This window comes from Arthrobacter sp. R-11 (assembly GCF_049913155.1).
Classification (GTDB): Bacteria; Actinomycetota; Actinomycetes; order Actinomycetales; family Micrococcaceae; genus Arthrobacter.
The window spans coordinates 91,014-112,010 of record NZ_CP183979.1 but is presented as its reverse complement, the minus strand read 5'-3'; the positions used below and the strand labels follow the sequence as shown (position 1 = coordinate 112,010).

The 20,997-nt window shown below is 68.3% G+C and carries 20 protein-coding genes; 5 read left to right on the top strand and 15 right to left on the bottom strand.

The genetic code is table 11. The features are described 5' to 3' along the window. Positions 1 to 71 precede the first annotated feature (71 nt). On the top strand, positions 72 to 1,352 hold the full coding sequence (locus tag ACN9M4_RS00545) for a LuxR C-terminal-related transcriptional regulator (RefSeq protein WP_426301345.1): 1,281 nt from the start codon (positions 72 to 74) through the stop codon (positions 1,350 to 1,352). A 19-nt stretch (positions 1,353 to 1,371) separates the two neighbouring features. On the opposite strand, the gene ACN9M4_RS00540 is transcribed toward ACN9M4_RS00545, so the two are convergent. Continuing rightward, a complete protein-coding gene (locus ACN9M4_RS00540) occupies positions 1,372 to 2,187 on the bottom strand; it encodes an HAD family hydrolase (RefSeq protein WP_426301343.1) in 816 nt (271 codons plus the stop codon). Between the two features lie 29 nt (positions 2,188 to 2,216). Beyond that, positions 2,217 to 3,158: a carbohydrate kinase family protein gene (locus ACN9M4_RS00535; protein ID WP_426301341.1), complete on the bottom strand. Its 942-nt coding sequence runs from the start codon at positions 3,156 to 3,158 to the stop codon at positions 2,217 to 2,219. 208 nt (positions 3,159 to 3,366) lie between these two features. On the opposite strand from ACN9M4_RS00535, the gene ACN9M4_RS00530 reads away from it, so the two are divergent. After that, positions 3,367 to 4,221: a lipase family alpha/beta hydrolase gene (locus tag ACN9M4_RS00530; RefSeq protein ID WP_426301339.1), complete on the top strand. Its 855-nt coding sequence runs from the start codon at positions 3,367 to 3,369 to the stop codon at positions 4,219 to 4,221. Between the two features lie 26 nt (positions 4,222 to 4,247). On the opposite strand, the gene ACN9M4_RS00525 is transcribed toward ACN9M4_RS00530, so the two are convergent. Further along, positions 4,248 to 5,069 carry an alpha/beta hydrolase gene (locus tag ACN9M4_RS00525; RefSeq protein WP_426301337.1) on the bottom strand — a complete coding sequence of 274 codons (822 nt, stop codon included), beginning with the start codon at positions 5,067 to 5,069 and terminating at the stop codon, positions 4,248 to 4,250. Positions 5,070 to 5,242: 173 nt separating this feature from the next. Between ACN9M4_RS00525 and ACN9M4_RS00520 the strand changes: the two genes are divergently transcribed. Beyond that, positions 5,243 to 6,349, top strand: a complete 1,107-nt coding sequence (locus ACN9M4_RS00520) for a GTP pyrophosphokinase (RefSeq protein WP_426301335.1) — start codon at positions 5,243 to 5,245, stop codon at positions 6,347 to 6,349. Between the two features lie 5 nt (positions 6,350 to 6,354). Continuing rightward, positions 6,355 to 7,866 (top strand): SulP family inorganic anion transporter, encoded by a 1,512-nt coding sequence (locus ACN9M4_RS00515; protein WP_426301333.1) that lies wholly within the window; start codon positions 6,355 to 6,357, stop codon positions 7,864 to 7,866. A 290-nt stretch (positions 7,867 to 8,156) separates the two neighbouring features. Here the strand turns inward: ACN9M4_RS00515 and ACN9M4_RS00510 are convergent, their stop codons facing one another. The 12 genes from ACN9M4_RS00510 to ACN9M4_RS00455 all read right to left on the bottom strand — a co-directional run bounded on the left by ACN9M4_RS00510 (position 8,157) and on the right by ACN9M4_RS00455 (position 19,765). Next, a complete protein-coding gene (locus ACN9M4_RS00510; protein WP_426301331.1) occupies positions 8,157 to 9,638 on the bottom strand; it encodes an aldehyde dehydrogenase (NADP(+)) in 1,482 nt (493 codons plus the stop codon). Between the two features lie 157 nt (positions 9,639 to 9,795). Beyond that, entirely contained in the window at positions 9,796 to 11,214 is a 1,419-nt protein-coding gene (locus ACN9M4_RS00505; RefSeq protein WP_426301329.1) for an NAD(P)/FAD-dependent oxidoreductase, read from the bottom strand. Next, the gene (locus ACN9M4_RS00500) at positions 11,211 to 11,462 is read right to left on the bottom strand and encodes a (2Fe-2S)-binding protein (protein WP_426301327.1); all 252 of its coding nucleotides are present in this window, start codon (positions 11,460 to 11,462) and stop codon (positions 11,211 to 11,213) included. The genes ACN9M4_RS00505 and ACN9M4_RS00500 overlap by 4 nt, the downstream gene beginning before the upstream one ends. Then, positions 11,459 to 12,670, bottom strand: a complete 1,212-nt coding sequence (locus ACN9M4_RS00495) for an NAD(P)/FAD-dependent oxidoreductase (RefSeq protein WP_426301325.1) — start codon at positions 12,668 to 12,670, stop codon at positions 11,459 to 11,461. The genes ACN9M4_RS00500 and ACN9M4_RS00495 overlap by 4 nt, the downstream gene beginning before the upstream one ends. 13 nt (positions 12,671 to 12,683) lie before the next feature. Beyond that, positions 12,684 to 13,412: a GntR family transcriptional regulator gene (locus ACN9M4_RS00490; protein WP_426301321.1), complete on the bottom strand. Its 729-nt coding sequence runs from the start codon at positions 13,410 to 13,412 to the stop codon at positions 12,684 to 12,686. Continuing rightward, a complete protein-coding gene (locus tag ACN9M4_RS00485; RefSeq protein ID WP_426301319.1) occupies positions 13,409 to 14,389 on the bottom strand; it encodes an ornithine cyclodeaminase family protein in 981 nt (326 codons plus the stop codon). Before ACN9M4_RS00485 ends, ACN9M4_RS00490 begins: the two co-directional genes overlap by 4 nt. Beyond that, positions 14,386 to 15,387, bottom strand: a complete 1,002-nt coding sequence (locus ACN9M4_RS00480; RefSeq protein ID WP_426301317.1) for a proline racemase family protein — start codon at positions 15,385 to 15,387, stop codon at positions 14,386 to 14,388. Before ACN9M4_RS00480 ends, ACN9M4_RS00485 begins: the two co-directional genes overlap by 4 nt. Before the next feature lie 310 nt (positions 15,388 to 15,697). Continuing rightward, positions 15,698 to 16,603: a dihydrodipicolinate synthase family protein gene (locus tag ACN9M4_RS00475; RefSeq protein ID WP_426301316.1), complete on the bottom strand. Its 906-nt coding sequence runs from the start codon at positions 16,601 to 16,603 to the stop codon at positions 15,698 to 15,700. A gap of 156 nt (positions 16,604 to 16,759) precedes the next feature. Then, positions 16,760 to 17,632 carry a substrate-binding periplasmic protein gene (locus ACN9M4_RS00470; protein WP_426301314.1) on the bottom strand — a complete coding sequence of 291 codons (873 nt, stop codon included), beginning with the start codon at positions 17,630 to 17,632 and terminating at the stop codon, positions 16,760 to 16,762. Between the two features lie 51 nt (positions 17,633 to 17,683). Beyond that, positions 17,684 to 18,337, bottom strand: coding sequence for an amino acid ABC transporter permease (locus tag ACN9M4_RS00465; RefSeq protein ID WP_426301312.1), 654 nt, complete (start codon positions 18,335 to 18,337; stop codon positions 17,684 to 17,686). Next, a complete protein-coding gene (locus tag ACN9M4_RS00460; RefSeq protein WP_426301310.1) occupies positions 18,334 to 18,978 on the bottom strand; it encodes an amino acid ABC transporter permease in 645 nt (214 codons plus the stop codon). Before ACN9M4_RS00460 ends, ACN9M4_RS00465 begins: the two co-directional genes overlap by 4 nt. A gap of 1 nt (position 18,979) precedes the next feature. Beyond that, complete coding sequence (locus ACN9M4_RS00455) at positions 18,980 to 19,765, bottom strand: amino acid ABC transporter ATP-binding protein (protein ID WP_426301308.1); 786 nt, start codon at positions 19,763 to 19,765, stop codon at positions 18,980 to 18,982. Positions 19,766 to 19,958: 193 nt separating this feature from the next. Between ACN9M4_RS00455 and ACN9M4_RS00450 the strand changes: the two genes are divergently transcribed. Next, complete coding sequence (locus ACN9M4_RS00450) at positions 19,959 to 20,984, top strand: LacI family DNA-binding transcriptional regulator (protein ID WP_426301306.1); 1,026 nt, start codon at positions 19,959 to 19,961, stop codon at positions 20,982 to 20,984. Positions 20,985 to 20,997: the final 13 nt, after the last annotated feature.

Here is a 20,997-nt window from a genome sequence, read left to right as displayed (position 1 = left end):
CAGCGAAGACGGGCAGTGTTTGCTACCCGTTCGGGTAGTCAGGCCGGGGCGCGAGCAGCTAAGGTGGCGGGATGACTTCAGCGCAGAAGACCAGAACCCTGCTCGACGACGTCGCCGCCCTGGTGAATGCCCCCCTGATCGACATCGCCGAGCGCCTGCGCGAGGCGGTGCTGCCGTACATCGGCCACAGCGCGCTCATCATCTTCACCGAGGACTGCACCGGCCGCCCGCAGAAGAAGGCCGGAGCGGAAGCGATCATCAGCCGCGTGTCCGTTCCCGAACTGGACCAGCTGCGCACCCACGTGCCGGAACGCGAGCCCTGGGAAGGAACCGCAACCATCGCCGGTGCGGAGCACCCGGTCCTGGCCCTGGCCTCGGAGACCAATGCCCTGGTCACCCTGACCGCCCCGCAACTGCCGGCAGACCCGGCGGACCGGGCGGAGTCCCTGCGGATGCTCGGCTACCTGTGGGGGCTGGCGGCCCGGCGCATCCAGGAGAAGGTGGCGGATGCACCGCCGTCGTACCTCCTGGAATCGCGGGCGGCGTCAGCGGAACGGCTGCGGGTCACGGCGGAACTGGTGGATCGTCACTCGACCACCCTCGAGACCCTCCTGGCGGCCCTGCGCTCCCAGGCCCTGGACGATGCCGCTGCCCGTCGGAACGTCACGGACCTCGCCGTGAAGGCCCTCGTGGAGCTGCGGACAATCAGCGACCGCACCACGGACCTTGTGGAAGAACCCGTGGCCACGGCGTTCGAACGGCTGCGGGAGGACCTGCGGCCCTTGATGCATTTCAGCGGCATCGACGTGCAGTTCATCGAGCCGCCGGTCAACGGCCGCGCCCTCCCCGGCGAAGTGGCGCACGCGGCGCGGGCCATCGTGCGCGGGCTGGTGCTGGCGATCGTGGAGCAGCCGGAGGTGCGCAGGGTCCGCGCCCAGTGGGACTGCGACGGCGAGAACCTGCTCATCAACGTGCGGGACGACGGCCAGGGCGAGCTGTCCGCTGATTCACCGAACATCGCCCGGCTCGCCTCCCGGGTGGAAGCACTGAACGGGCGGATGAACCTGGAGGTCATGGCGGGATGGGGCGCCGATGTGCAGGTGGCCCTGCCGCTCGATCCGCCCTCCGCTCCGGTGGCTGACGCCGGCGGCTGGGGGCTGGCCGAACGGGAACTGGAAGTCCTCCAGCTGCTCTCGGCCGGGCAGCGCAACCGGGCGATCTCCGCGAAGCTCCACATCAGCGAAAACACCGTTAAATTCCATCTGCGGAATATCTTCCGGAAGCTCGGCGTGGGCTCGCGCACGGAAGCGATCGCCCTCGCGCACAGCCACGGGATGCGGGCACAGTCCTAGGGCCGCCGTCTGCGCAGGCTCAGGCGCCCGGTTTCCGCTCCGCGAGACGGGCTTCGATCACCTGGGCCACGCCGTCGTCGTCGAAATGCGGGGCCTGGTAACCCGCCGCGGTGATCGCTTCCGGGTGCCCGCTGGCCATCGCGTACCCGTGGCCGGCCCAGCGCAGCATTTCGACGTCGTTGGGCATGTCCCCGAATGCCACGACGTCCGCGGCTTCGATCCCCCGGGAGGCGGCGTACTCGGCGAGGGTGACGGCCTTGTTGACGCCCGGCGCCGACATCTCAAGCAGCGCTGTGTGCGGCGCCGAGTGCGTGGTTTCCACCAAGTGCGCGACGATGGGCTGCACCTGCGCGAGAAAGGCGTCCGGGGTCCCGCTGCGGGTCACCGCCAGGAACTTCACGACGGCGTCCTCCGCCGTCAGCGTCTGGTGCAGCGGCGCCGGGGTGAACTCGGCGAGCAGTTCGCTGGTGGGGTTCTCGATGAAGCCGGGTTCGAGGTGGAAACCGGAAACGGTCTCGGCGGCGAACAAGGCGTCGGGGCACACATTCTTGATCAGGCGCCGGGCCTCGAGCACGGCGTCGAGCCCGATGGCCCGGGCGGAGAGAAGCTTGTCTTCGGCGAGGTCCCACAGCACGGCGCCGTTGGAGCAAATGACCGTGCCGCTGTGTCCGAGTTGTTCCCGGAGCGGGTAGAGCCAACGGGGCGGGCGTCCGGTTACGAAGACCACCTCGACGCCGGCATCGATGCAGGCGTGGAAGGCCCGGACGGTGCGGCTGCTGATCCGGCCGTCGTGGCCGAGGATGGTGCCGTCGATGTCACTTGCTACAAGCCGCATCATGTCAGTCTACGGGCGGGGAAGGTGGCTCACTCCCCCGCGGTCAGCGCGTTCATCTCGGCGCGCGTGGGCGGGTTGGCCCCGGCGCGGGACACGGTGATCGCCGCGGCACTGACGGCGTGGGCCAGGAGCTCGCGCAGGATTTCGGCCGGCATGGCCCGCAGGTCTGCGCGGTTCTGTGCGCCGTCCAGGCCACGGTCCACGATGCCTGAGAGCAACGCGGCCATGAAGGAATCGCCGGCGCCCACGGTGTCCGCCACCGCCACCTTGGGCGCGCGAACCTCGGCTTCTCCGGCGGCCGTGACGCCCCAGGGACTGGCCGAACCGCGGGTGACCACCACCATGGCCGGGCCTTCGTGGCCGCCCAGGGAGAGCCAGCGGCGCGCGGATTCGCGCACGTCCACGCCCGGGTAAAGCCACTCGAGGTCCTCATCCGAAGCCTTCACGACGTCCGCCAGCGCCACGAAGCGCTCGGTCCGGGTCCGCGCAAAGTCCTTGTCCGTGATAATGCTGGGCCGGCAGTTCGGATCGAAGCTGATGGTGGCGTTCGGGTGGGCGTGCTCGACGGCGGCAAGCACCTCGGACGCGCCCGGCTCCAGCATGGTGGCGATGGAGCCGGTGTGCAGGAGCGAGGCGCCCTGCAGCATGAACGGCAGTCGCTCGGCCAGGCCGGGCAGCTCCCAGCTGAGGTCGAAGGTGTAGCTCGCGGCGCCGTCCTCGCCGACCACCGCCGTGGCCACGCTGCTGGGCTTGCCGTCAGGCGGGAACGGAACCATCACCGAGCTTGAGCGCAGGTGTGCCGCGATCGCATCACCGTAAGCGTCCTTGCCGAAGCGCCCGATGAACTGCACCGGGTGGCCCAGGCGGGCCAGTCCCACCGCGACATTCAGCGGGCTGCCGCCCACGTGAGCCTCCTCGCCCGAGGAGCGCCGGACGACGTCCACCAGGGCCTCACCAATCACTGTCAGCATGGGGAACACTCTGCCAGACCGGCCATGGTCGGGCCAGATCCGCCGTTCAGTTACCCGGCTCGCGCTGCCGGGGTCCGAATGCACGTTTTCTCAAATGCTCCACACATAATTGCGACAACAAGTTACCGGCGGGTAATGTTTTGGACCCTGGGGGATGTGATGCGCATCACCGATGCGCGGAAAACTTCTCATTGATTGGAACTGCCCTATGACAGTGCAAAAACGGTCCGTCCTGTCCGCCATTGCGATCCTTGCGTTTTCGCTTTTCACCGGAGCAGGCACCGCCTCGGCCAGCACCTTGGAAGTCTCCCCTCCGGGAGCCAACGACTGGGGCTGCAAACCCGGCGCCGCGCATCCCTACCCGGTGGTCTTGGTGCCGGGAACCTTCGAAAACATGGCAAAGAACTGGAGCACGCTGTCTCCGGTCCTGAAGTCCGAGGGCTACTGCGTGTTCGCCCTCAACTACGGCGAGTCCAACGGAATCGATGCCTCGGGCCCCATCGCCGACTCGGCCAGGGAGCTTGCTTCGTTTGTTGACGCCGTCCTCGCCGCAACCGGGGCACGTCAAGTGGACGTCGTGGGTCATAGCCAAGGCGGAATGATGCCGAGGTACTACATGGGCTTCCTGGGTGGCGCCAAGAAGGTCCACCACCTCGTGGGCATATCACCGTCGAACCACGGCACGACGGGCCTAATCCTCCCTCCGCCGGACGGGGCACCTTCGGAAATGCAACTTTTCGCACCCTTCTGCCAGGCATGCGTCGACCAGGAAGCAGGGTCGGCATTCCTGACCGGGCTCAACTCCATCGGCGACACCGTCAGAGGGCCCGCGTACACCGTTATTTCCACCATCCATGACGAGGTGGTGACGCCGTATCAAAGCCAGTTCCTGTCGGGCAGCGCCGCACAGGTCACCAACGTCACCATCCAGAACATGTGCCCACTGGATCCGATCGAGCACGATCAAACCCCAAATGATCCGGTAGTGCACCAGTGGGTGCTGAATGCCCTGGCCCATCAGGACGGACCCGCCGATCCGGGTTTCCGCCCGGCCTGTCTCTAGGCGGTATTCAGCCTTGGGCGGCGGGGTCAGCTGAGCAGCCGCTGCACCAGTTCCCGGCACTTCTTGTAAGCCGCCGCGCGTGGATCGATGAGGTCGTAGTGGCTGCCCGGAACCTTCAGCAGCTGGGCCGCACCGCCGGCTGCGATCGAGGCATTGACGTAGCCTTCGGACAGGCTGGCCGGGACGTCCTCGTCCTCCATGGCATGCACGGCATACACGGGGATGCTGAGCGGTAGGCACCTCATGGGATCGGCGTAAATATGCCGTTTGGGGTATCTGACGGAATCGCCGCCCATGAGGTTGTCCACCGCGCCGTTGCTGAGGTTGAGGCGCTCGGCCTCGGCCAGGTTCAGCACCCCGGACTGGCTGACGACGCCGCTAAGCTGCACCGCGGCGTCGTCGCCGTTACGCACCAGCTGGCGGTCGGCGTCGGGGGTTCCGATTTTGTCCAGTTTCCGGCGCCCGGCCGCCCACACGGCGAGGTGCCCGCCGGCCGAATGGCCCAGGGCCACCACCTTGCCGAGGTCCAGGCCGTGCTCGGGGGCCACGTCCTTGAGGTGGTCGATGCCGCTGAGCACGTCCTCGAAGGTGTGCGGCCAGCCGCCGCCGTTGCCTGCCCGCCGGTACTCGAGGTTCCAGGCGGCGATGCCGTGCGCGGCGAGGTCCCGGGCGAGCGGTTCCCCCAGCTCTGCGCCGTACTGCGACCGCCAGTAGCCGCCGTGGATCACCACGGCGACGCCATGGCATTTCACCGGACGGTCCCCGTTGGGGGTATGCGTGGGTTCCGGTAGGAATAGTTCGGCCCACTGGCTGGGGTGCTCGCCGTAGTGGTACTTCTGCCGCTTCACTGCGTGCCTCCTTTGCGGCTTCCCGTCAGTAAACCTTGCTCGGGTCCTTCAAAAAGCTGTGCTTCAAGAGCCTTCCAAGAGCCTACAGTGCATTTCCCGGCGGCAGCGGGAGCCGCCGCCGGAACGGGCCCGGGCCGGGTGCCGTGTCAGTGCCGCCCCGTAAGCTTGGGAGCATGGCAAGCAATTGGGAGAGGCTGGATCCCCAGCTGCGCGAATCGGTGCAGGCGAACGTGGAGATCTACGAACGGGTGCGCCCGGCGTTGAAACTCATCACCCGCGATGTGCTGCTCACGCTGCGGGACATCCTGAAGAACAGCGATTCCGTGCCCCTCTTCGTCACGGGACGCACCAAGACCGTGGACTCCTTCCGCGAAAAGATCTCCCGCACGGACGAACCCTTGGAGCCGGGCGGGCCGCGGCCGCTGAAGTTCCCGGATCCGTTCCGCACGCTCAATGACATGGTGGGCATCCGCGTCATCACCAAGCTCCCCGCGGAGAACGCTGCCGTGGCCAACCTCATCAAACGCCAGCGCCAGCTGTTCGACTGCCGCGGGGACCGCGAGAAGGACATCGGCTCCATCGAGTCCGGCACCTACGGCTACTCCAGCCGGCACCTGATCCTGCGCACCATCCAGAACGAGTCGGTGAAGGCCTACCAGCAGATCTTCAACCCGGAACTTCCGGCCAACGGCAGCTACTTCTTCGAGTGCCAGATCCGCACGGTGTTCGCGCACGCCTGGAGCGAGATCGAGCACGACATCCGCTTCAAGGCCGAAGACCCCCGGGCCTGGACCCCGCATTTCGACCGCCAGTTCACCGCCACCGCCGCCATGCTTGAAACCGTCGAAAGCGCCTTCGCGGACCTCAACGAGCGCTACGCCGAGGTCCGCGGCTACTGGGACCTGGAAGGCGAAGGATCCACCGCGCTCACGCCGAACCGCGTCCGGGACGTCTGGCGGACCCTCCTGCCGCACGTCGACCGCAAGGTCGATGACGACTGGGGCTGGGCCGCCGAACTCCTCGCGGCGCACGGGCTGAAGAAGACCGTGGAGCTGGCCGGGCTGCTGAGCGCCAACCGCATCACCGAGGTCCGCAAGGCCTTGGACCACCGCTACTCCCCCGGACCGGACCGCCTGCTGGACGACCTCCTGCTCTGGGAGTACGGCACCGGACACATCGACCTCACCGCCGAGGCGGCCGACGTCGTCCCGCACCCGCGGCGGGACAGCCTCCAGCGGCGGCTCAGGCAGATCGAGCGCTACCGCCAGACTTCGAGTTAGGACCCATGACACCGCCAGGAACCGCGACCCCCGAACAACTGCAGTCCCTGCGCTTCACCCTCCGGTCCCCGCGCAGGCTCAAAACGGAGTCGCTGGCTGCCTTGGTTGTCGCCCTGGCCCTGATCCCGGAAGCCATCGCGTTCTCCGTGATTGCCGGCGTCGATCCCCGGATCGGGCTGTTCGCCTCCTTCACCATGGGCATCGTCACGGCGGTAGTCGGCGGCCGGCCGGCCATGATCTCCGCGGCCACCGGCGCCGTGGCGCTGGTGATCGCTCCGGTGATGAAGGAGCACGGCCTCCAGTACCTGATCGCCACGATCATCATGGCCGGCGTCTTCCAGATCATCCTGGCGGTGCTCGGCGTCACCCGCTTGATGCGCTTCATTCCACGTTCGGTGATGATCGGTTTCGTTAACGCCCTGGCCATCCTCGTGTTCATGGCCCAGATGCCGGAGCTGCTCGGCGTGCCGTGGACGGTGTACCCGATAGTGGCCGTGGGCCTGCTGATCGTCTTCGCCCTGCCGAAAATTACGACGGCGGTGCCCGCGCCTTTGGTGGCGATCGTGCTGTTGACGCTGGCGACCGTGCTGGCGGGCATCAAGGTGCCCACCGTCAGCAGCAAGGGCGGGCTCCCGGACAGCCTGCCCGGCTTCTTCCTCCCGCAGGTGCCGCTGAACTGGGAGACCTTCAGCATCATCGCGCCGTATGCCCTGTCCATGGCACTGGTGGGCCTGCTGGAATCCCTCATGACCGCCAAGCTGGTGGATGACATCACGGACACCCGTTCCAACAAGACCCGCGTGTCCTGGGGCCAGGGCGCGGCGAACATCGTCACCGGCTTCCTGGGTGGCCTGGGCGGTTGCGCCGTGATCGGCCAGACCATGATCAACGTCAAGGGCTCCGGTGCGCGAAGCCGTCTCTCCACTTTCCTGGCGGGCGCGTTCCTCCTGGCCCTGGTGGTGCTGCTGGGAGATGTGGTGGGCATGATCCCCATGGCGGCCCTGGTGGCGGTGATGATCTTCGTTTCGCTCATCACCTTCGACTGGCATTCGATCCGGCTATCCACGTTGAAGCGGATGCCGAAATCCGAAACCGGGGTCATGCTGGTGACCGTCGCCGTGGTGGTGGCGACGCACAACCTGGCGATCGGCGTCGGCGTCGGGGTGCTCGCCGCGATGGTGCTGTTTGCCCGGCGGGTGGCCCACTTCGCCACCGTGGAACGGACGGAGCGGAAGCTCGACGGCGAAACCGTGGCCAAATACACGGTGAACGGCGAGCTCTTCTTCGCCTCCTCCAACGACCTCTACACCCAGTTCGACTACGCGAAGGATTCCCAGGACCGGATTGCGCGCGTGGTGATCGACCTGCACGCCTCGCATGTCTGGGACGCCTCCACGGTGGCTGTGCTCGACTCCATCACGGAGAAGTACCGCAGGCACGGCCGCGAGGTGGAGTTCATCGGCCTCAACGCGGCCAGCGCCGGCATGCGCGAGCGGCTGGCGGGGAACCTGGATTAGATCCACGCCGGCCGCTCGCTAGACGATCGACCGGCCGAGATCGCCCTGGAAGATGTCGCCCAGCCAGCGGAAGTACCGTACGAAGGGTCATCGAAGTGGTACTGGGCGGTGACGGCGGTGACCTGTTCGGGCGTGGGCGCTGCGGCGGCCGCTCTGGGCCTGCTGGACCGCAGCGAAGCCATGCCGGACACACCCCGCGACTGAGGGACAAGCGCGCTGAAACGCAGCATGGGCCGGCACCGCGTCTTGCGGTGCCGGCCCATGCTTTCCCCATTTCCGGCCGTTGATGCCTAGCCTTCCCGGCGGCCGTCCACGAGGCGCGGCACGCCGAGCGGGTTGTCCTCGCGTACGGCCTCGGGCAGCAGGTGCTGCGGGAAGCCCTGGTACGCCACGGGGCGCAGGAAGCGCTCGATCGCGGCGGTGCCCACGGAGGTGCTGCCGGCCGCCGTCGTCGCTGGGTACGGTCCGCCGTGCTGCTGCGCGTAGGTGACCGAGACACCGGTGGGCCACTGGTTCCACAGCACGCGCCCGGCCTTGCGGGCCAGCACCTCGACGAGCCCGGCCACCTGGCAAGTGTCGGTGCCGTGGATGGTGGCGGTCAGCTGTCCCTCGAAAGTCTCGGCGATCTCCGGGAGCCGGGACTCGTCGTCGTATGCCACCACGACGGCGGTGGGACCGAAGCACTCGGCCTGAAGCGCGTGCGGTTCGGCGAGCATGTCCGCGGCGGTGGTGAGCAGCAGGGTCGGGGCCGGCGGGTCGGCCAGCGGCTCTTCGCCCTGGGCCAGGACCTCGAGGCGCGGATTGGCCTGCAGGGTTTCCAGGACTTCGGCGTAGCCGGACTGGATGCGGCTGTTCAGCAGCGGAGCGGCGGCGGGCAGGACGGCCTCGCGGAGGGCCTCGACCATCCCGGAGGATGCGGGCACGAACAGCGTGCCGGGCTTGGTGCAGAACTGGCCGGCGCCCATGGTGAAGGAACCCACGAAAGCCTCGGCGATCTCCGCGCCGCGTTCTGCTGCCGCGGCTTCAGTGACGAAGACGGGGTTGTTGCTGCCCAGTTCGCCGTAGAACGGGATCGGTTCGGGGCGGGAACTGGCGATGTCGAACAGGGCGCGGCCGCCCGGGATGGAGCCGGTGAAGGCACCCGCCTTGATGCGCGGGTCCTTCAGCGCAGCGGCTCCGGCGCCGGTTCCGGTGATCAGCGCGAAGCTGCCTTCCGGCGCCCCGACGGCGGCAAGCGCGGAAACCACGACGGCGGCCGTCGCCTTGGACAGTTCCGGGTGGCCGGAGTGGGCTTTGAGGATCACGGAGTTGCCCGCAGCGAGCGCGGAGGCGGTGTCGCCGCCTGCGACGGAGAAGGCGAAAGGGAAGTTGCTCGCGGCGAAAACCACCACCGGGCCGACGGGAACCTTCAGGCGGCGCAGCTCGGGCCGTGGCGCGCCCATGGGCCAGTCGGCGTCGGCGTGGTCGATCCGGGCGTCGAGGTAGCCGCCGTCGCGCAACAGTTCGCCGAAGATCCGCAGCTGGAAGGTGGTGCGCTTCAGCTCGCCGCGCAGCCGGGCCTCGGCAAGCCGGGTTTCCTGCTCCGCCAGCGGAACCAGCTCCTCCGCGGCGGCATCCAGGGCGTCGGCGACGGCGTCCAGCAGGGCGGCGCGTTCCGCGGGGCGGAGCGCAGCCAGGGGCGCCGCGGCGGCATGGGCGGCGGCGAGGTGGTTTTCGAGTTCGGTATCAGTTGTTGCGGCGGCGGTGCCGGCGTTGTGGGTGATCGCGGTCATCGCGGTCTCCTTCCGTTGAGGTCTTGGGTTCTAAGGGCGTTGCCGGGACGCGGGGTCGCGGGAATGCTGCGGGGTCGCTGGAACGTTCCGGCGACCCCGCAGCCCTCCCGCGAGTTGGCAAGCCGCACCCGGAATGGTCATGGCCGTTCCAGCCGTCCTAGCTGTCGAGCCCGGCTAGTTCGCGGATGCCCACGGGTGCGGCGAGGGGGCGCTTGGCACTCCCGGCGAGGGAACCGGCGTCGGGCGCTTCTCCCGGACCGGCGCCGAGGCAGGCGGCCGCGAACCCGCAGACCCGGCCCTGGCACCAGCCCATGCCGGCACGGGTGAAGGATTTGAGGCTCCGGACATCGCGGGCACCGAGGTTCTCCCGGGCCTCCGTGATGTCCCAGGCGGTGACTTCCTCGCAGCGGCAGACGGTGGTGTCCGGGGTGAGCCAGTCCTGCCAGGCGGCGGGCACGGGGTGGGCCAGGTGCATGGCCCGGGCGAAGCGGCGGTGCCGGGCAATCGCGGCCGGCTGTTTGACCGGGACGTCCGAGTCCGGGCGGGCGGCCGCGGCACCCGCCGCCAGACCTTCGAGGACGGCCAAGGTTGCGCCGCCGACGCCGGTCACCTCCCCCGCGAGGAACAGTCCGGGAACGCTGGACTGCTGGCGCTCATCCACCACGCCCACCAAGGAACCGTCGGCGTCGAGCCTTGTTTCGACGCCGAGCGACACCGGCAGCTCCATCTGCGGGGTGAAGCCCCAGCCGAAGCCCACCACGTCCACGTCCGCGTAGACCCGCCCGGTGCCGGGACGGACCCGGCCGTCGGCGTCGACCCGGGCGGTGCGGACTCCCTCGGCTTTTCCGGAACCCAGGACCCCGGTGACGATGCTGCGGGTGCGGTACGGGATGCGGTGGCGGGCAAACACGGCCGCGTATTCGGCGCCTTCGAGGGCCTTTTCCGGCACGCCTGAGGCGGCACGCAGGTGAGGCAGCCAGGCCGACGGCGAGGAGGACTCGAGCACGGCCAGCACCTTCCCGCCGGCCTCGGCAACTCCGGCCGCGACGGGCAGCAGGAACGGCCCGGTACCGGCGATGACGAAGCGCTTGCCCGGCAGCACGCCGTTGGCCTTGATGAAGGCTTGGATCCCGCCCGCTGCCATGACCCCGGGAAGGTCCCAGCCGGGGACGGGCAGTTGGCGGTCGTAGCCTCCGGGGCACAGGACCAGGCGGGCCGCCATGACGGTAAGCGGATGGGCGGAGCCGACTGCCGCCGTCGTCCGCAGCACAAAGCCGTCCTCGCTTCGTTCCGCCATCCACACCTGCAGCCCGGGCAGGTACGTGATCCGCCCGGCGCGCTGCGCGGCGTCGAAACGGGCACGGAGGTCCAGGTAGCTGTTCCAGCCGTGGTGGCCGTGGCCGTCCGGCTCGGGTTCGACAGTCTCGGCCGGATGCCGCCAGAACTGACCGCCCGGCTGGCTTCCGGCGTCGACGACGGCGACCCTCGCCCCCGCTTCGGCGGCCGCCACAGCGGCGGCAAGCCCCGCGGGACCGGCTCCGACGACGGCGACGTCAACAGTGACCGTGCTGCTCATGAGCCTTCCACCTCCATGCCCTCGCACACTTCCACAAGGCAGGCGCGCTGGTTCGCTTCGCCGTCGACGGTCACGAGGCAGTCGAAGCAGATGCCGATACCGCAGAACAGGCCGCGCGGCTTCCGGCCCTTGCGGGTGCCGCGCCAGGCGGTGATGCCCTGGGACGCGAGGGCCGCGCCGACGCTCTGGCCGGCTGCCGCCGTCAGGGGGCGGCCGTCGAAGGTGATGGTGACCGGCTGGGGGTTCATGCCGTGGCCTCCTCTCGGGATGAAAGTGTGTTGGGGCTTGCCTCGCCGAAGCGGGCCGGGGCGAAGGGCGAAAGGTCCATGTCCGGGGTGAGTCCGGCGAGCGCCTGGGCCAGGAGCTTCCCGGTTCCGGCGGACAGCCCGATCCCGGCGCCCTCGTGGCCGGCGGCGTGCCAGAGCCCGGGCGCGCGCTCGTCGTGGCCGATCACCGGCAGGTGGTCCGGGCAGTACGGGCGGAAGCCGTGGTAGTGCCGGATGGCCTTGACCCGTTCCAGGAACGGGAACAGGGAGGTGGCGTTGCGGGCCAGCAGGCCGAGGGCGGCGGTGCTGACAGTGTGGTCGAAGCCGACCCGTTCACGCGTGGAGCCGATGAGGATGCTCCCGGCTGGCGTGCCTTCCACCACGGGCGAGGCCTGCAGCCCCGCATCGGAGCTGCCCACGTTGTCGATGTATTCGGCGGCGTAGACCTTGTGACGGACCATGGGCGGCAGCGGTTCGGTGACCATCACGAAGCCGCGCCGCGGCAGGACGGGGACCTCGACGCCGGCCATGGCCGCGAGCTCTCCGGCCCAGGTGCCGGTGCAGTTGACCACGGCTCCGGCGGGGAAATCGCCGCGCGGGGTGCGGACGCCGGTGACGCGGCCGCCGTCGCGCCCTGATCCTGAACGCATGAAGGCAGTGACTGGGGTGTCGGCGATGAAGCGGGCGCCGGCAACGGTAGCGAGCCGGACGAGGTGCGCCGCCACGAGCATGGGCTGCACCTGGCAGTCTTCGCGGTAGCTGGCGCCGCCGAGCGCTTCGGGGGAAATGTGGGGTTCGGCTTCGCGGAGGGCGGCCTGGTCCAGTTCCTCGACGTCCACGCCGAAGCCCTTCTGGACCGCCATCACCCGGTTGAGGGAGGCGAGGCTGCTTTCGCGGGAGGCCACGATGATCCCGCCTTTGGATTCGAACTCCCAGAGTTTCTTGTGTTCGGCGAGGTCGTTGTGCCAGACGCCCAGGGAGTAGCGGGTGAGTTCGAGTTCGGGGCCGAGTTCCTTGTCCGAGACGAGGATGTTGCCTTCGCAGGCGGAGGAGGTGCCGCTGGCCGGAAGGCCCTTGTCCAGGACCGTGACGCTCAGGCCCTGTTGTGCGGCGAAGTAGGCGGTGGCGGCCCCGATGACGCCCGCGCCGATGACCAGGACGTCGCTGCCCCTGTCGGTGCCATGGTTCATGTCTGTTGCTCGCTCATTCTTGTTGATCCTGGGGTGGGGTTTCGTCATCGCCGGTGGCCCAGAGCCCGCGCGCGTGTCCGATGTGGCGGCGCATGAGCTCGCGGGCCGCGGCGCCGTCGCCGGCGGCGATGAGGTCGAGCAGTTCGTGGTGTTCCTGGGCGGAATCGGCCAGGCGGTTGCTGTCGCTGAGGATTTTCAGCCCATACATGCGGGTGCGCGTACGCAGGCTCGTGGCCAGCTCAACGAGTTGCTTGTTGCCCGAGTACTCCAGCAGTTCGGCGTGGAATTCGCGGTCCGCGGCCAGGTAGGCGGCCAGGTCGCCTTCCCGGGCGGCATCCACGATGCTCTCGGCGAGCTTGTGCAGCCGGCCCATGTCGCGTTCCGGGATGGTCCCGGCGACGTCGGCCATCACCGGGGGTTCCAGCAGCAGGCGGATCTCGGTGATTTCGTCCAGTTCGCGGTCGCTCATACTGGTGACCCGGAAGCCCTTGTTCTTCACCGTCTCCACCAGGCCTTCGCGGGCCAGGTCCATCATCGCCTCGCGCACGGGCGTGGCCGAGACGCCGAACGCCGCGCCCAGGGCCGGGGCCGAATACAGCGTCCCTTCCTCCAGGGTGCCGGCGATGATCGCGGCACGCAGCGACTCGGTGACCGACTCGCGCAGGCTGCGCTGGCGGCCGAGCGGGGCGATGGGGAGCTGGTTGTTGGCAGGCACGGTGAGCACTCCTTGGGCGGGCGTCATTCTCTGGTGCCTCCTTCATACACCACGGCCGCAGTCACGAGGTCCTCCCAGGCCATGCCCACTCCGGCGTACAGGCAGGGCTTCCCGGGCGTGCGTTCCAGCTTGCCGCCCACCAGTTCGCGCAGGTTCAGCGGATGGATGCCCTCCCACTCCTCCACGCTGCGGGCGGGGATGAGGTCGCCCGCCTCCCGCATGGCCGAGGCCCGGCCTTCCACCACGACGTCAGAGCGGAGCACGAGCGTGGCGTCCACTTCGCGGGCGTCCAGTCCGTGCTGCCCGACGGCGGCGACCACCGCGCCGTCCGCCACCAGCCCGCCGTCGAACAACGGTGTGCGGGACGAAGTGGTGCAGAGGATGACATCCGCCTCCGGGAAATCCGCCGCGCCTCCGGCCCGGACCTCGATGCCTTCGGCGGCGAGCGTTCCGATGAGTGCCTGCACCCGTTCCGGACGCTGGCCGACGACGGCGAAGCGCGCCCCGGGCAGCACGGCGTGCGCCGCGCGGAGGTGGTTGAGCGCCTGGACGCCGGCGCCGAAGACGAGCACCTGCGGTTCATGCTTCGCTTCGCCGCCCGGGGCCGCCGCCAGGATGTGCTTGACGGCCATCAGGGTGGTGGCCGGGGTACGGATGGCCGTGAGTTCGGTGCCGTCCATGGTGGCCAGGGGCGCCAGGGTGTCCGAGTCGATCAGCAGGTAGATGCCCTGGATCTTCTCGAGCCCGCGGGCTGGATTGCCGGGGGCAACGGTGAGTGCCTTGACCCCGGAATAGCTCCGACCGTTGGTGCTGAGGCCCTGTGCCGGCATGATCAGGAACTCGCCGCCCGGTGCCGGGCTGAACAGCCGCGGGCTGTCCAACTCCGGATCCACACCATCGGCGAGCGCACGCTCCAGGGCCACGACCGCCGTCGGCCACGGGGCGGCGGTACGCACGGCGGCGGCATCGAAATAGGGCAATCCAACAGAGAGCGGCGACGTCACAGCAGGAAGCCTTCCGGGAAGGGATCCGTGGGATCCAGGAAGTACTGCGCGGTGCCGGTCAGCCAGGCGCGTCCCGTGACGGTGGGGACGACGGCGGGCCGGCCGCCCACCTCCGTCTCCTCCACGAGGCGGCCGATGAAACGGGAGCCGATGTAGGACTCGTTGATGAAATCGGTGTTCAGGGCCAGTTCACCGCGGGCGTGCAGCTGTGCCATGCGGGCGCTCGTGCCGGTGCCGCACGGAGAGCGGTCGAACCAGCCCGGGTAGATGGCCATTGCGTGCCGGGAGTGCTCTGCCGTGGATCCCGGGGCCTTGAGGTATACATGGTGGCAGGCGCGGATGTCCTCCCGCTCCGGGTGGACGGGCTCGTCCGCGGCGTTGATGGCGTCCATGATCGCCAGGCCGGCCTTGAGCAGATCGTCCTTGCGTCCGCGTTCGAACGGCAGGCCCAAGGCGTCGAGGTCCACCACGGCGTAGAAGTTGCCGCCGAAGGCGAGGTCGTAGTTCACCGTGCCGTAGCCCGGAACCTCCACCGAGGCGTCCAGGCGGTCCACGAACGAGGGCACGTTGCGGATGGTCACGGATTCGGCGTGGCCGTCCTTCACCGCGACCTCGGCGATTACCAGGCCGGCGGGCGTGTCCAGCCGCACCGTGGTGACCGGCTCAACGACCTCCACCATGCCGGTCTCCACGAGCACCGTGGCCACGCCGATGGTGCCGTGGCCGCACATCGGCAGCAGGCCCGAGACCTCGATGTACAGCACGCCGTAGTCCGCGTCCGGCCTGGTGGGCGGCTGCAGGATGGCCCCGCTCATCGAGGCATGGCCCCGCGGCTCGGTCATCAGGAGGGTGCGGATCCAGTCGCTGTGTTCCATGAACCACAGGCGGCGCTCCGCCATGGTGGCGCCGGGGATCGTCCCGATGCCGCCGGTGATCACGCGCGTGGGCATGCCCTCGGTGTGGGAGTCCACGGCGTGGAAGATGCGGCTGGTTCTCATGTGCTCTCTCCTTGTTGTTTCTGCCGGCTTCGCCGGGCAACGGTCCTCCGGCGCTTCCGCGGCGGCTTCGCCGGGCAACGGTCCTCCGGCGCTTCCGCGGCGGCTTCGCCGGATTCCGGCCCTCCGGCGTCGCTTAGACACGAACGATATGCACCGCTGCGGTCGCTGGGCGACCTACACGATGCGATCGCTCGCGATGTGCTCCTTTCCGGAGGACCGGAATCCGTCTTGTGGGTTCGTCACCGATCGCGCGAGAAACCAAACTCCGGCAGGCGGCTCACCGTCGTCGACAATGAGCCCAGCCCTTTGGTTATTTGTAGCCCTTGGCGAGGGCGGCTTCCGTGTCCTTTGTTACTGCTGCGTGGGCTGCTTCGCTCAGGGGGCCGCGCGGGGGGCGGCATGCTCCTCCGCGGAGGCCCACGATGTCCATGGACAGCTTGATGGACTGGACGAATTCGGTCTTGCTGTCCCAGCGGAGCAGGGAGTGCAGGTCCGTGTAGATCTCGCGGGCCCGGGCCAGGTCTGCCACGTCTCCGGAGGTGGAGAGGCGGTAGAGCTCCAGTGTGGACTCAGGGATGGCGTTCGGGTAGCCGGCCACCCAGCCCACGGCACCTGCCAGGCCCATCTCGACGACGGTGTCGTCAGTGCCGATGAGCAGGTCCACCTCGGGGGCGAGTTCCTTGATCTCGTAGGCGCGGCGGACATCGCCGGTGAATTCCTTGACGCCGACGATCAGGCCTTCGCCGTGCAGGCGGGCGATCAGCTGCGGGGTCAGGTCCACCTTGGTGTCGATCGGGTTGTTGTAGGCCACGATCGGCAGTCCGACGGCGGCAACGCGGCGGTAGTGGTCCACCACCTCGTCGTCGTTGGCCCGGTACGCGTTCGGCGGCAGCAGCATCAGGGACGCTGCCCCGGCTTCGGCAGCCTGCTCGGCCCACTTCACGGACTGGAGTCCACCGTAGGCCCCAACGCCGGCCATGACGGTGAAGCCTTCCGGAGCTGCCTCGACCGCCGTCGAAATGACGCGGCCGCGTTCCTCTTCGCTGAGGGTCTGGTACTCGCCCAGGGAGCCGTTGGGGGCGACGCCGTCGCAGCCGGCGTTGGCCAGGAAGCGGACGTGCTCGGCGTAGGCGTCGAAGTCCACGCTGGAGTCTTCCTTGAACGGCAGCGCGGTGGCGACGTGCACGCCGTGCCAGGGCTTGCGGGTCTCAGTCATGATCAGGTCCTTTCGTTGTGGCACACTCGGCGCCGTTGTCGTGCTGCCGTGAAGTTCCTCACAGCAAATTTACCATGTGACATTGCACAGGTGGAAGAAGGGGATGCCGGGCCGAAGCCCGGCATCCGGGGTTTCCGCGTATGCGGCGGGTGGGGATCAGCTCGCGGGAACCACGTACTGCTGCTCGGCAACCTTGCCGAGGCCTTCGGAGAGGCCGGCATCCTTGAGGAGCTTGGCAATGGTGCCGTCTTCGCGCTGGGCCTGAATGCCGGCGTCGAGCGCTTCCTTCAGGCTGGTGTTGCCCTTGGTCATCGGGAAGGCGGCTTCCGGGGCCTGGGTGATGGCGCCGACGCGGGGGTCCGGCTTTTCGTTCGACAGGGCAACCGTGACGCCGGCGGCGTCCTTGAACTGGAGGACCTGCACGCCGTAAGCGTCGACGTCGGCGTCCAGGCGTCCGGCGTCGAAGTCCGCCTTCAGCTCAACGCTGGACGGGTAGGTGACCAGCTTGTCGCCGAGGATCTTGCGGAGGTCTTCCACCCAGAGGTAGCCGTCGATGGTGCCGACCTTCTTCATCTTCTCCAGGTCCGCCACCGTGGTGGCGCCGGTCTTGGAGGCGATGCCCATGCCGTCCAGGTAGGTGGAGGCGGAGAAGTCCACGGCCTTCAGGCGCTTCTCGGTGGCGTCGATGGTGCCCAGGGCGAGGTCGATGTTGCCGCCGGAGATGGACTGCACGGCATCCGCGTACGTGGCCTGCTGGTAGACCGGTTCAAGGCACTCGTCCTTGGCGATCTTGTTGGCGATGGCGATGTCGATGCCGGTGGGCTTACCGCTGTTGTAGCTGCTGAAGGGCGGGATGTCGATGACGCCGATGGTCAGCTTGCCGGCTGCGACGGTCTGGATGCCCTGGTGCTTGGGGGTGCAGTTGGAACTGCTGGCGGTCGAGGAGCCGCCGCAGGCGGTCAGGCCCAGGCCGGCGGCGAGGACGACGGCGGCCAGCGCACCGGCGGTCTTGAGCTTGTGAATGGTCATTTTTTCCTCCTGTTGGTGGGGGGATGCGTTGAGGATGGACGGGTAAAGGGGTCAGGCGTGGCGGGCCATGCGTTTTTCGAAGTACACGGTGATCCACGTGGCCGGCATGGAAATCGCGGCATAGCAGATGCCCGCGAGGGTGAAGATCTGCAGGTAGTTGAAGTCCTGGGAGCCGATGTTGTAGGCCGACTTCATCAGTTCCGGCACGGCGATGGCGTAGGCCAGGGAGGTGCCCTGGAACATCTGGATGGCCACGCCCATCAGGCCCGGAATGGCCGAGCGCATGCCCTGGGGCATGATCACCCGGAAGAAGGTGTGGCTCCAGGACAGGCCCAGGGCCGCCGAGGCTTCGTGCTGGCCGCGGGCCACGGACTGCATTCCGGCCCGCATGATTTCCGAGGAGTACGCCGCGGAGTTCCAGATCAGGGCCAGGCACGCCGCGGTGATGCTTTCGAAGGCGATGCCGAACTTCGGCAGCCCGTAATAGAAGAGGTACAGGATCACCAGCGCCGGGGCGCCGCGGCCGATTTCGACGACGGCCAGCCCCAGGGTGCGCACGGCCAGGTTCTTCGCGGACACCATCACGCTGAGCACCAGGCCCAGCGGGTAGCCGGCCACGATCGAGATGCCGGCGATCATGAGGCTGACGCCGAGCCCGGACATCAGCTGGGGCAGGTAGCCCGCCCATTCGATCAGCCAGTTCATGCGTAGACCGCCTTCCTCATGCGGGCGTCAAGGCTGCGCGACAGGTACGCCACGGGCAGGCTCAGCACGATGTACAGGACGCCGACCAGCACGTAGGGCAGGATGCCTTCCACGGTGGGGTGCTGCCGGGCGAAGGACTGGGACTGGAACACCATTTCGGCCACGATGATGGTCGAGGCGATCGACGAGTCCTTCAGCAGGCCAGTCAGATAGGTGGCGATCGAGGGGGACACGATCCGGAAGGCCTGCGGCACGAGCACCCGGTAAAAGGTGGTGCCCCGGGTCAGGCCGAGCGCGTCCGCGGCCTCGTTCTGTCCGCGGGGCACGGATTCCAGGCCGCCGCGGTAGATCTCGGCCAGATAGGCGATGGACACCACGCCCAGGCCCACGATCGCAGCGCCCACCGGGTTGAACTTGAAGGTGCCCACCTGGATGCCGAACTTCAGCAGGAACAGCCACACGATGATCGGCACACCGCGGACCAGGTCCACGAAGAGCCGGCAGGCCAGGCGGAGCACCGGGTTCGGGGACGACAGGCCCACCGCGAGCGGAACCGCACCGACAATGCCGATCGCGAACGCGGACACTGTAAGCACCAAGGTCATCGGCAGCCCCTGCAGGACTGCGGAAAATGCGTCCATCTCAGCGCTCCAGCACGGCCCGGAGGAAGCGCCGGGTACGGTCCTCCTGCGGGTCGCTCATGATGGCCCGCGGATCGCCCTGTTCGATGATCTTGCAATCGGCCATCACCACGAGGGTGTCCGAAACATCGCGGGCGAACTGCATTTCGTGGGTCACCACGATCATCGTCATCCCGTCCTGGGCCAGCTCACGCATGACCGCCAGGACCTCCAGGCCCACCTCGGGGTCCAGGGCCGACGTCGGCTCATCAAACAGCATGATCGAGGGGTCCAGGGCCAGCGCACGCGCGATCGCGATGCGCTGCTGCTGCCCTCCGGAACACCGGCCCGGATGCTGGTCCGCCTTGTCCTTCAGGCCCACGCGCTCCAGGAGCTGCAGGGCACGTTCATCGGCCTCTTCCTTGCTGCGGCCCAGCACCTTCTGCTGCGGGAAGCTGATGTTCTTCAAGGCGGACATGTGCGGGAAAAGGTTGAAGGACTGGAACACCATGCCGACCGTGCGGCGCAGCGCCGCGAGGTCCTTGGCGTTGATCACCTTGCCCGGCTCGATCGTGTGGTGGTCCACCTGGATGGTCCCGGAATCCGGGCGCTCCAGCAGGTTGATGCACCGCAGGAAGGTGCTCTTGCCCGCACCTGAAGGGCCGATCAACGCCGTCACCGTGCCCGGTTCGACATTCAGCGACACATCATCAATCACCAGATGGTCGCCGTAACGCTTGGAGATGTTGTCCAGCCTGATGCCGGTACGGGGCGCGAGCTTGCCGTTCGCGATTTCTGAAAGGGTCATAACGATCTTCCATGTGGGGAACAGGTGAAAACATCGTTCGCTGTGTTCGATGTCACATGATATGTGCAATGGTACATGACACATATCGAGCTGGGAAGCCCCGATTTTTGGGCAGTGCAAAACGGCCTTGAAGGCGTGCGCAGCATTTCGCAAGCGCTTGCAGAATGCGCGCCTCCTGCTCTAGCCTCGTCACATGCCTTCCTCCGTCCAGAGCGTCGCCGAACGCGCAGGAGTTTCTGTTTCCACGGTCTCACGGGCCCTTCGCGGCGTTCCAGGCATTGCCGAGTCAACGCGCAAGCGCGTGCAGGATGCGGCTGACGAGCTCGGTTATGTGGCCTCCCTGAGCGCGTCACGGCTCGCGACGGGACGCACCCGCACGGTGGCCGTCGTGGTACCGCTTCTCTCGAAATGGTTCTTCGCAGAGGTGATCGCTGCGGCCGGCCGCGTGCTGAGCCGCGCAGGCTACGACGTCCTGCTCACCGAACTGTCCACGCCTGAACTGCGCAAGGCGTTTTTCGCAGCGCCCCGCCTGCGGGGGCGCTCCGACGGCGCCCTGGTGCTCGCCCTGCAGTTGGCTCCCGAAGAACTCGCGGCCCTCGAAGCCCAAGGCCAGGCGGTGGCGCTTGTCGGTTCGGAACGGACGGGCGCTTCCTCGGTATGCGTCGAGGACCGGGACGGAGGGCGGGCGGCCACCCGGCACCTGCTCAACCTCGGCCACGAACGGATCGCCTTCCTCGGCATCCAGGAGGCACCCGGCTCCACCCTCGGCGGCGTGCCTCCCGCGGAACGCCTGCTCGGCTACCGCGAGGCACTTGCCGAGGCGGGAATCGCAGCCGATCCCGGCCTTGAGTTCGGCGTCGGGAACACGGTCGACGCCGGGGCCGCGGCCCTGGCGCGGGCCCTGAGCATCGCGGATCCCCCGACGGCGGTGGTCGCCGCCTCGGACGAGCTCGCCTTCGGGGCGCTGGCCACGCTCCGCGGCGCCGGGCTGCAGGTGCCCGGGGATTTCTCGGTGGTCGGCTACGACAACCACGAGCTCGCCGGCTCGATCGGCCTGACGACCATGGACCACGGCGTGGCCGAACAGGGCCGCCGCGCCGCGGAGGCACTCATCGCCACGCTCGAAGGTGCGCCGGCCGCCGTCGAGCGCCTCGAACCGAGCCTCATCGTCCGGGGCTCCACGGCCCCGCCCCGCCGCCTTCGCGCGGCCACACCCTAAACAGTCACTTTCC

Excerpts from the sequence above, each read along its gene's own strand:
- ACN9M4_RS00450 (WP_426301306.1), top strand. The coding sequence starts at position 19,959 with ATGCCTTCCTCCGTCCAGAGCGTCGCCGAACGCGCAGGAGTTTCTGTT.
- ACN9M4_RS00540 (WP_426301343.1), bottom strand. The coding sequence starts at position 2,187 with ATGCGGCTTGTAGCAAGTGACATCGACGGCACCATCCTCGGCCACGAC.
- ACN9M4_RS00545 (WP_426301345.1), top strand. The coding sequence starts at position 72 with ATGACTTCAGCGCAGAAGACCAGAACCCTGCTCGACGACGTCGCCGCC.
- ACN9M4_RS00460 (WP_426301310.1), bottom strand. The coding sequence starts at position 18,978 with ATGGACGCATTTTCCGCAGTCCTGCAGGGGCTGCCGATGACCTTGGTG.
- ACN9M4_RS00465 (WP_426301312.1), bottom strand. The coding sequence starts at position 18,337 with ATGAACTGGCTGATCGAATGGGCGGGCTACCTGCCCCAGCTGATGTCC.
- ACN9M4_RS00500 (WP_426301327.1), bottom strand. The coding sequence starts at position 11,462 with ATGAACCCCCAGCCGGTCACCATCACCTTCGACGGCCGCCCCCTGACG.
- ACN9M4_RS00475 (WP_426301316.1), bottom strand. The coding sequence starts at position 16,603 with ATGACTGAGACCCGCAAGCCCTGGCACGGCGTGCACGTCGCCACCGCG.
- ACN9M4_RS00470 (WP_426301314.1), bottom strand. The coding sequence starts at position 17,632 with ATGACCATTCACAAGCTCAAGACCGCCGGTGCGCTGGCCGCCGTCGTC.
- ACN9M4_RS00495 (WP_426301325.1), bottom strand. The coding sequence starts at position 12,670 with ATGAACCATGGCACCGACAGGGGCAGCGACGTCCTGGTCATCGGCGCG.
- ACN9M4_RS00535 (WP_426301341.1), bottom strand. The coding sequence starts at position 3,158 with ATGCTGACAGTGATTGGTGAGGCCCTGGTGGACGTCGTCCGGCGCTCC.
- ACN9M4_RS00455 (WP_426301308.1), bottom strand. The coding sequence starts at position 19,765 with ATGACCCTTTCAGAAATCGCGAACGGCAAGCTCGCGCCCCGTACCGGC.
- ACN9M4_RS00505 (WP_426301329.1), bottom strand. The coding sequence starts at position 11,214 with ATGAGCAGCACGGTCACTGTTGACGTCGCCGTCGTCGGAGCCGGTCCC.
- ACN9M4_RS00510 (WP_426301331.1), bottom strand. The coding sequence starts at position 9,638 with ATGACCGCGATCACCCACAACGCCGGCACCGCCGCCGCAACAACTGAT.
- ACN9M4_RS00515 (WP_426301333.1), top strand. The coding sequence starts at position 6,355 with ATGACACCGCCAGGAACCGCGACCCCCGAACAACTGCAGTCCCTGCGC.
- ACN9M4_RS00520 (WP_426301335.1), top strand. The coding sequence starts at position 5,243 with ATGGCAAGCAATTGGGAGAGGCTGGATCCCCAGCTGCGCGAATCGGTG.
- ACN9M4_RS00480 (WP_426301317.1), bottom strand. The coding sequence starts at position 15,387 with ATGAGAACCAGCCGCATCTTCCACGCCGTGGACTCCCACACCGAGGGC.
- ACN9M4_RS00530 (WP_426301339.1), top strand. The coding sequence starts at position 3,367 with ATGACAGTGCAAAAACGGTCCGTCCTGTCCGCCATTGCGATCCTTGCG.
- ACN9M4_RS00490 (WP_426301321.1), bottom strand. The coding sequence starts at position 13,412 with ATGACGCCCGCCCAAGGAGTGCTCACCGTGCCTGCCAACAACCAGCTC.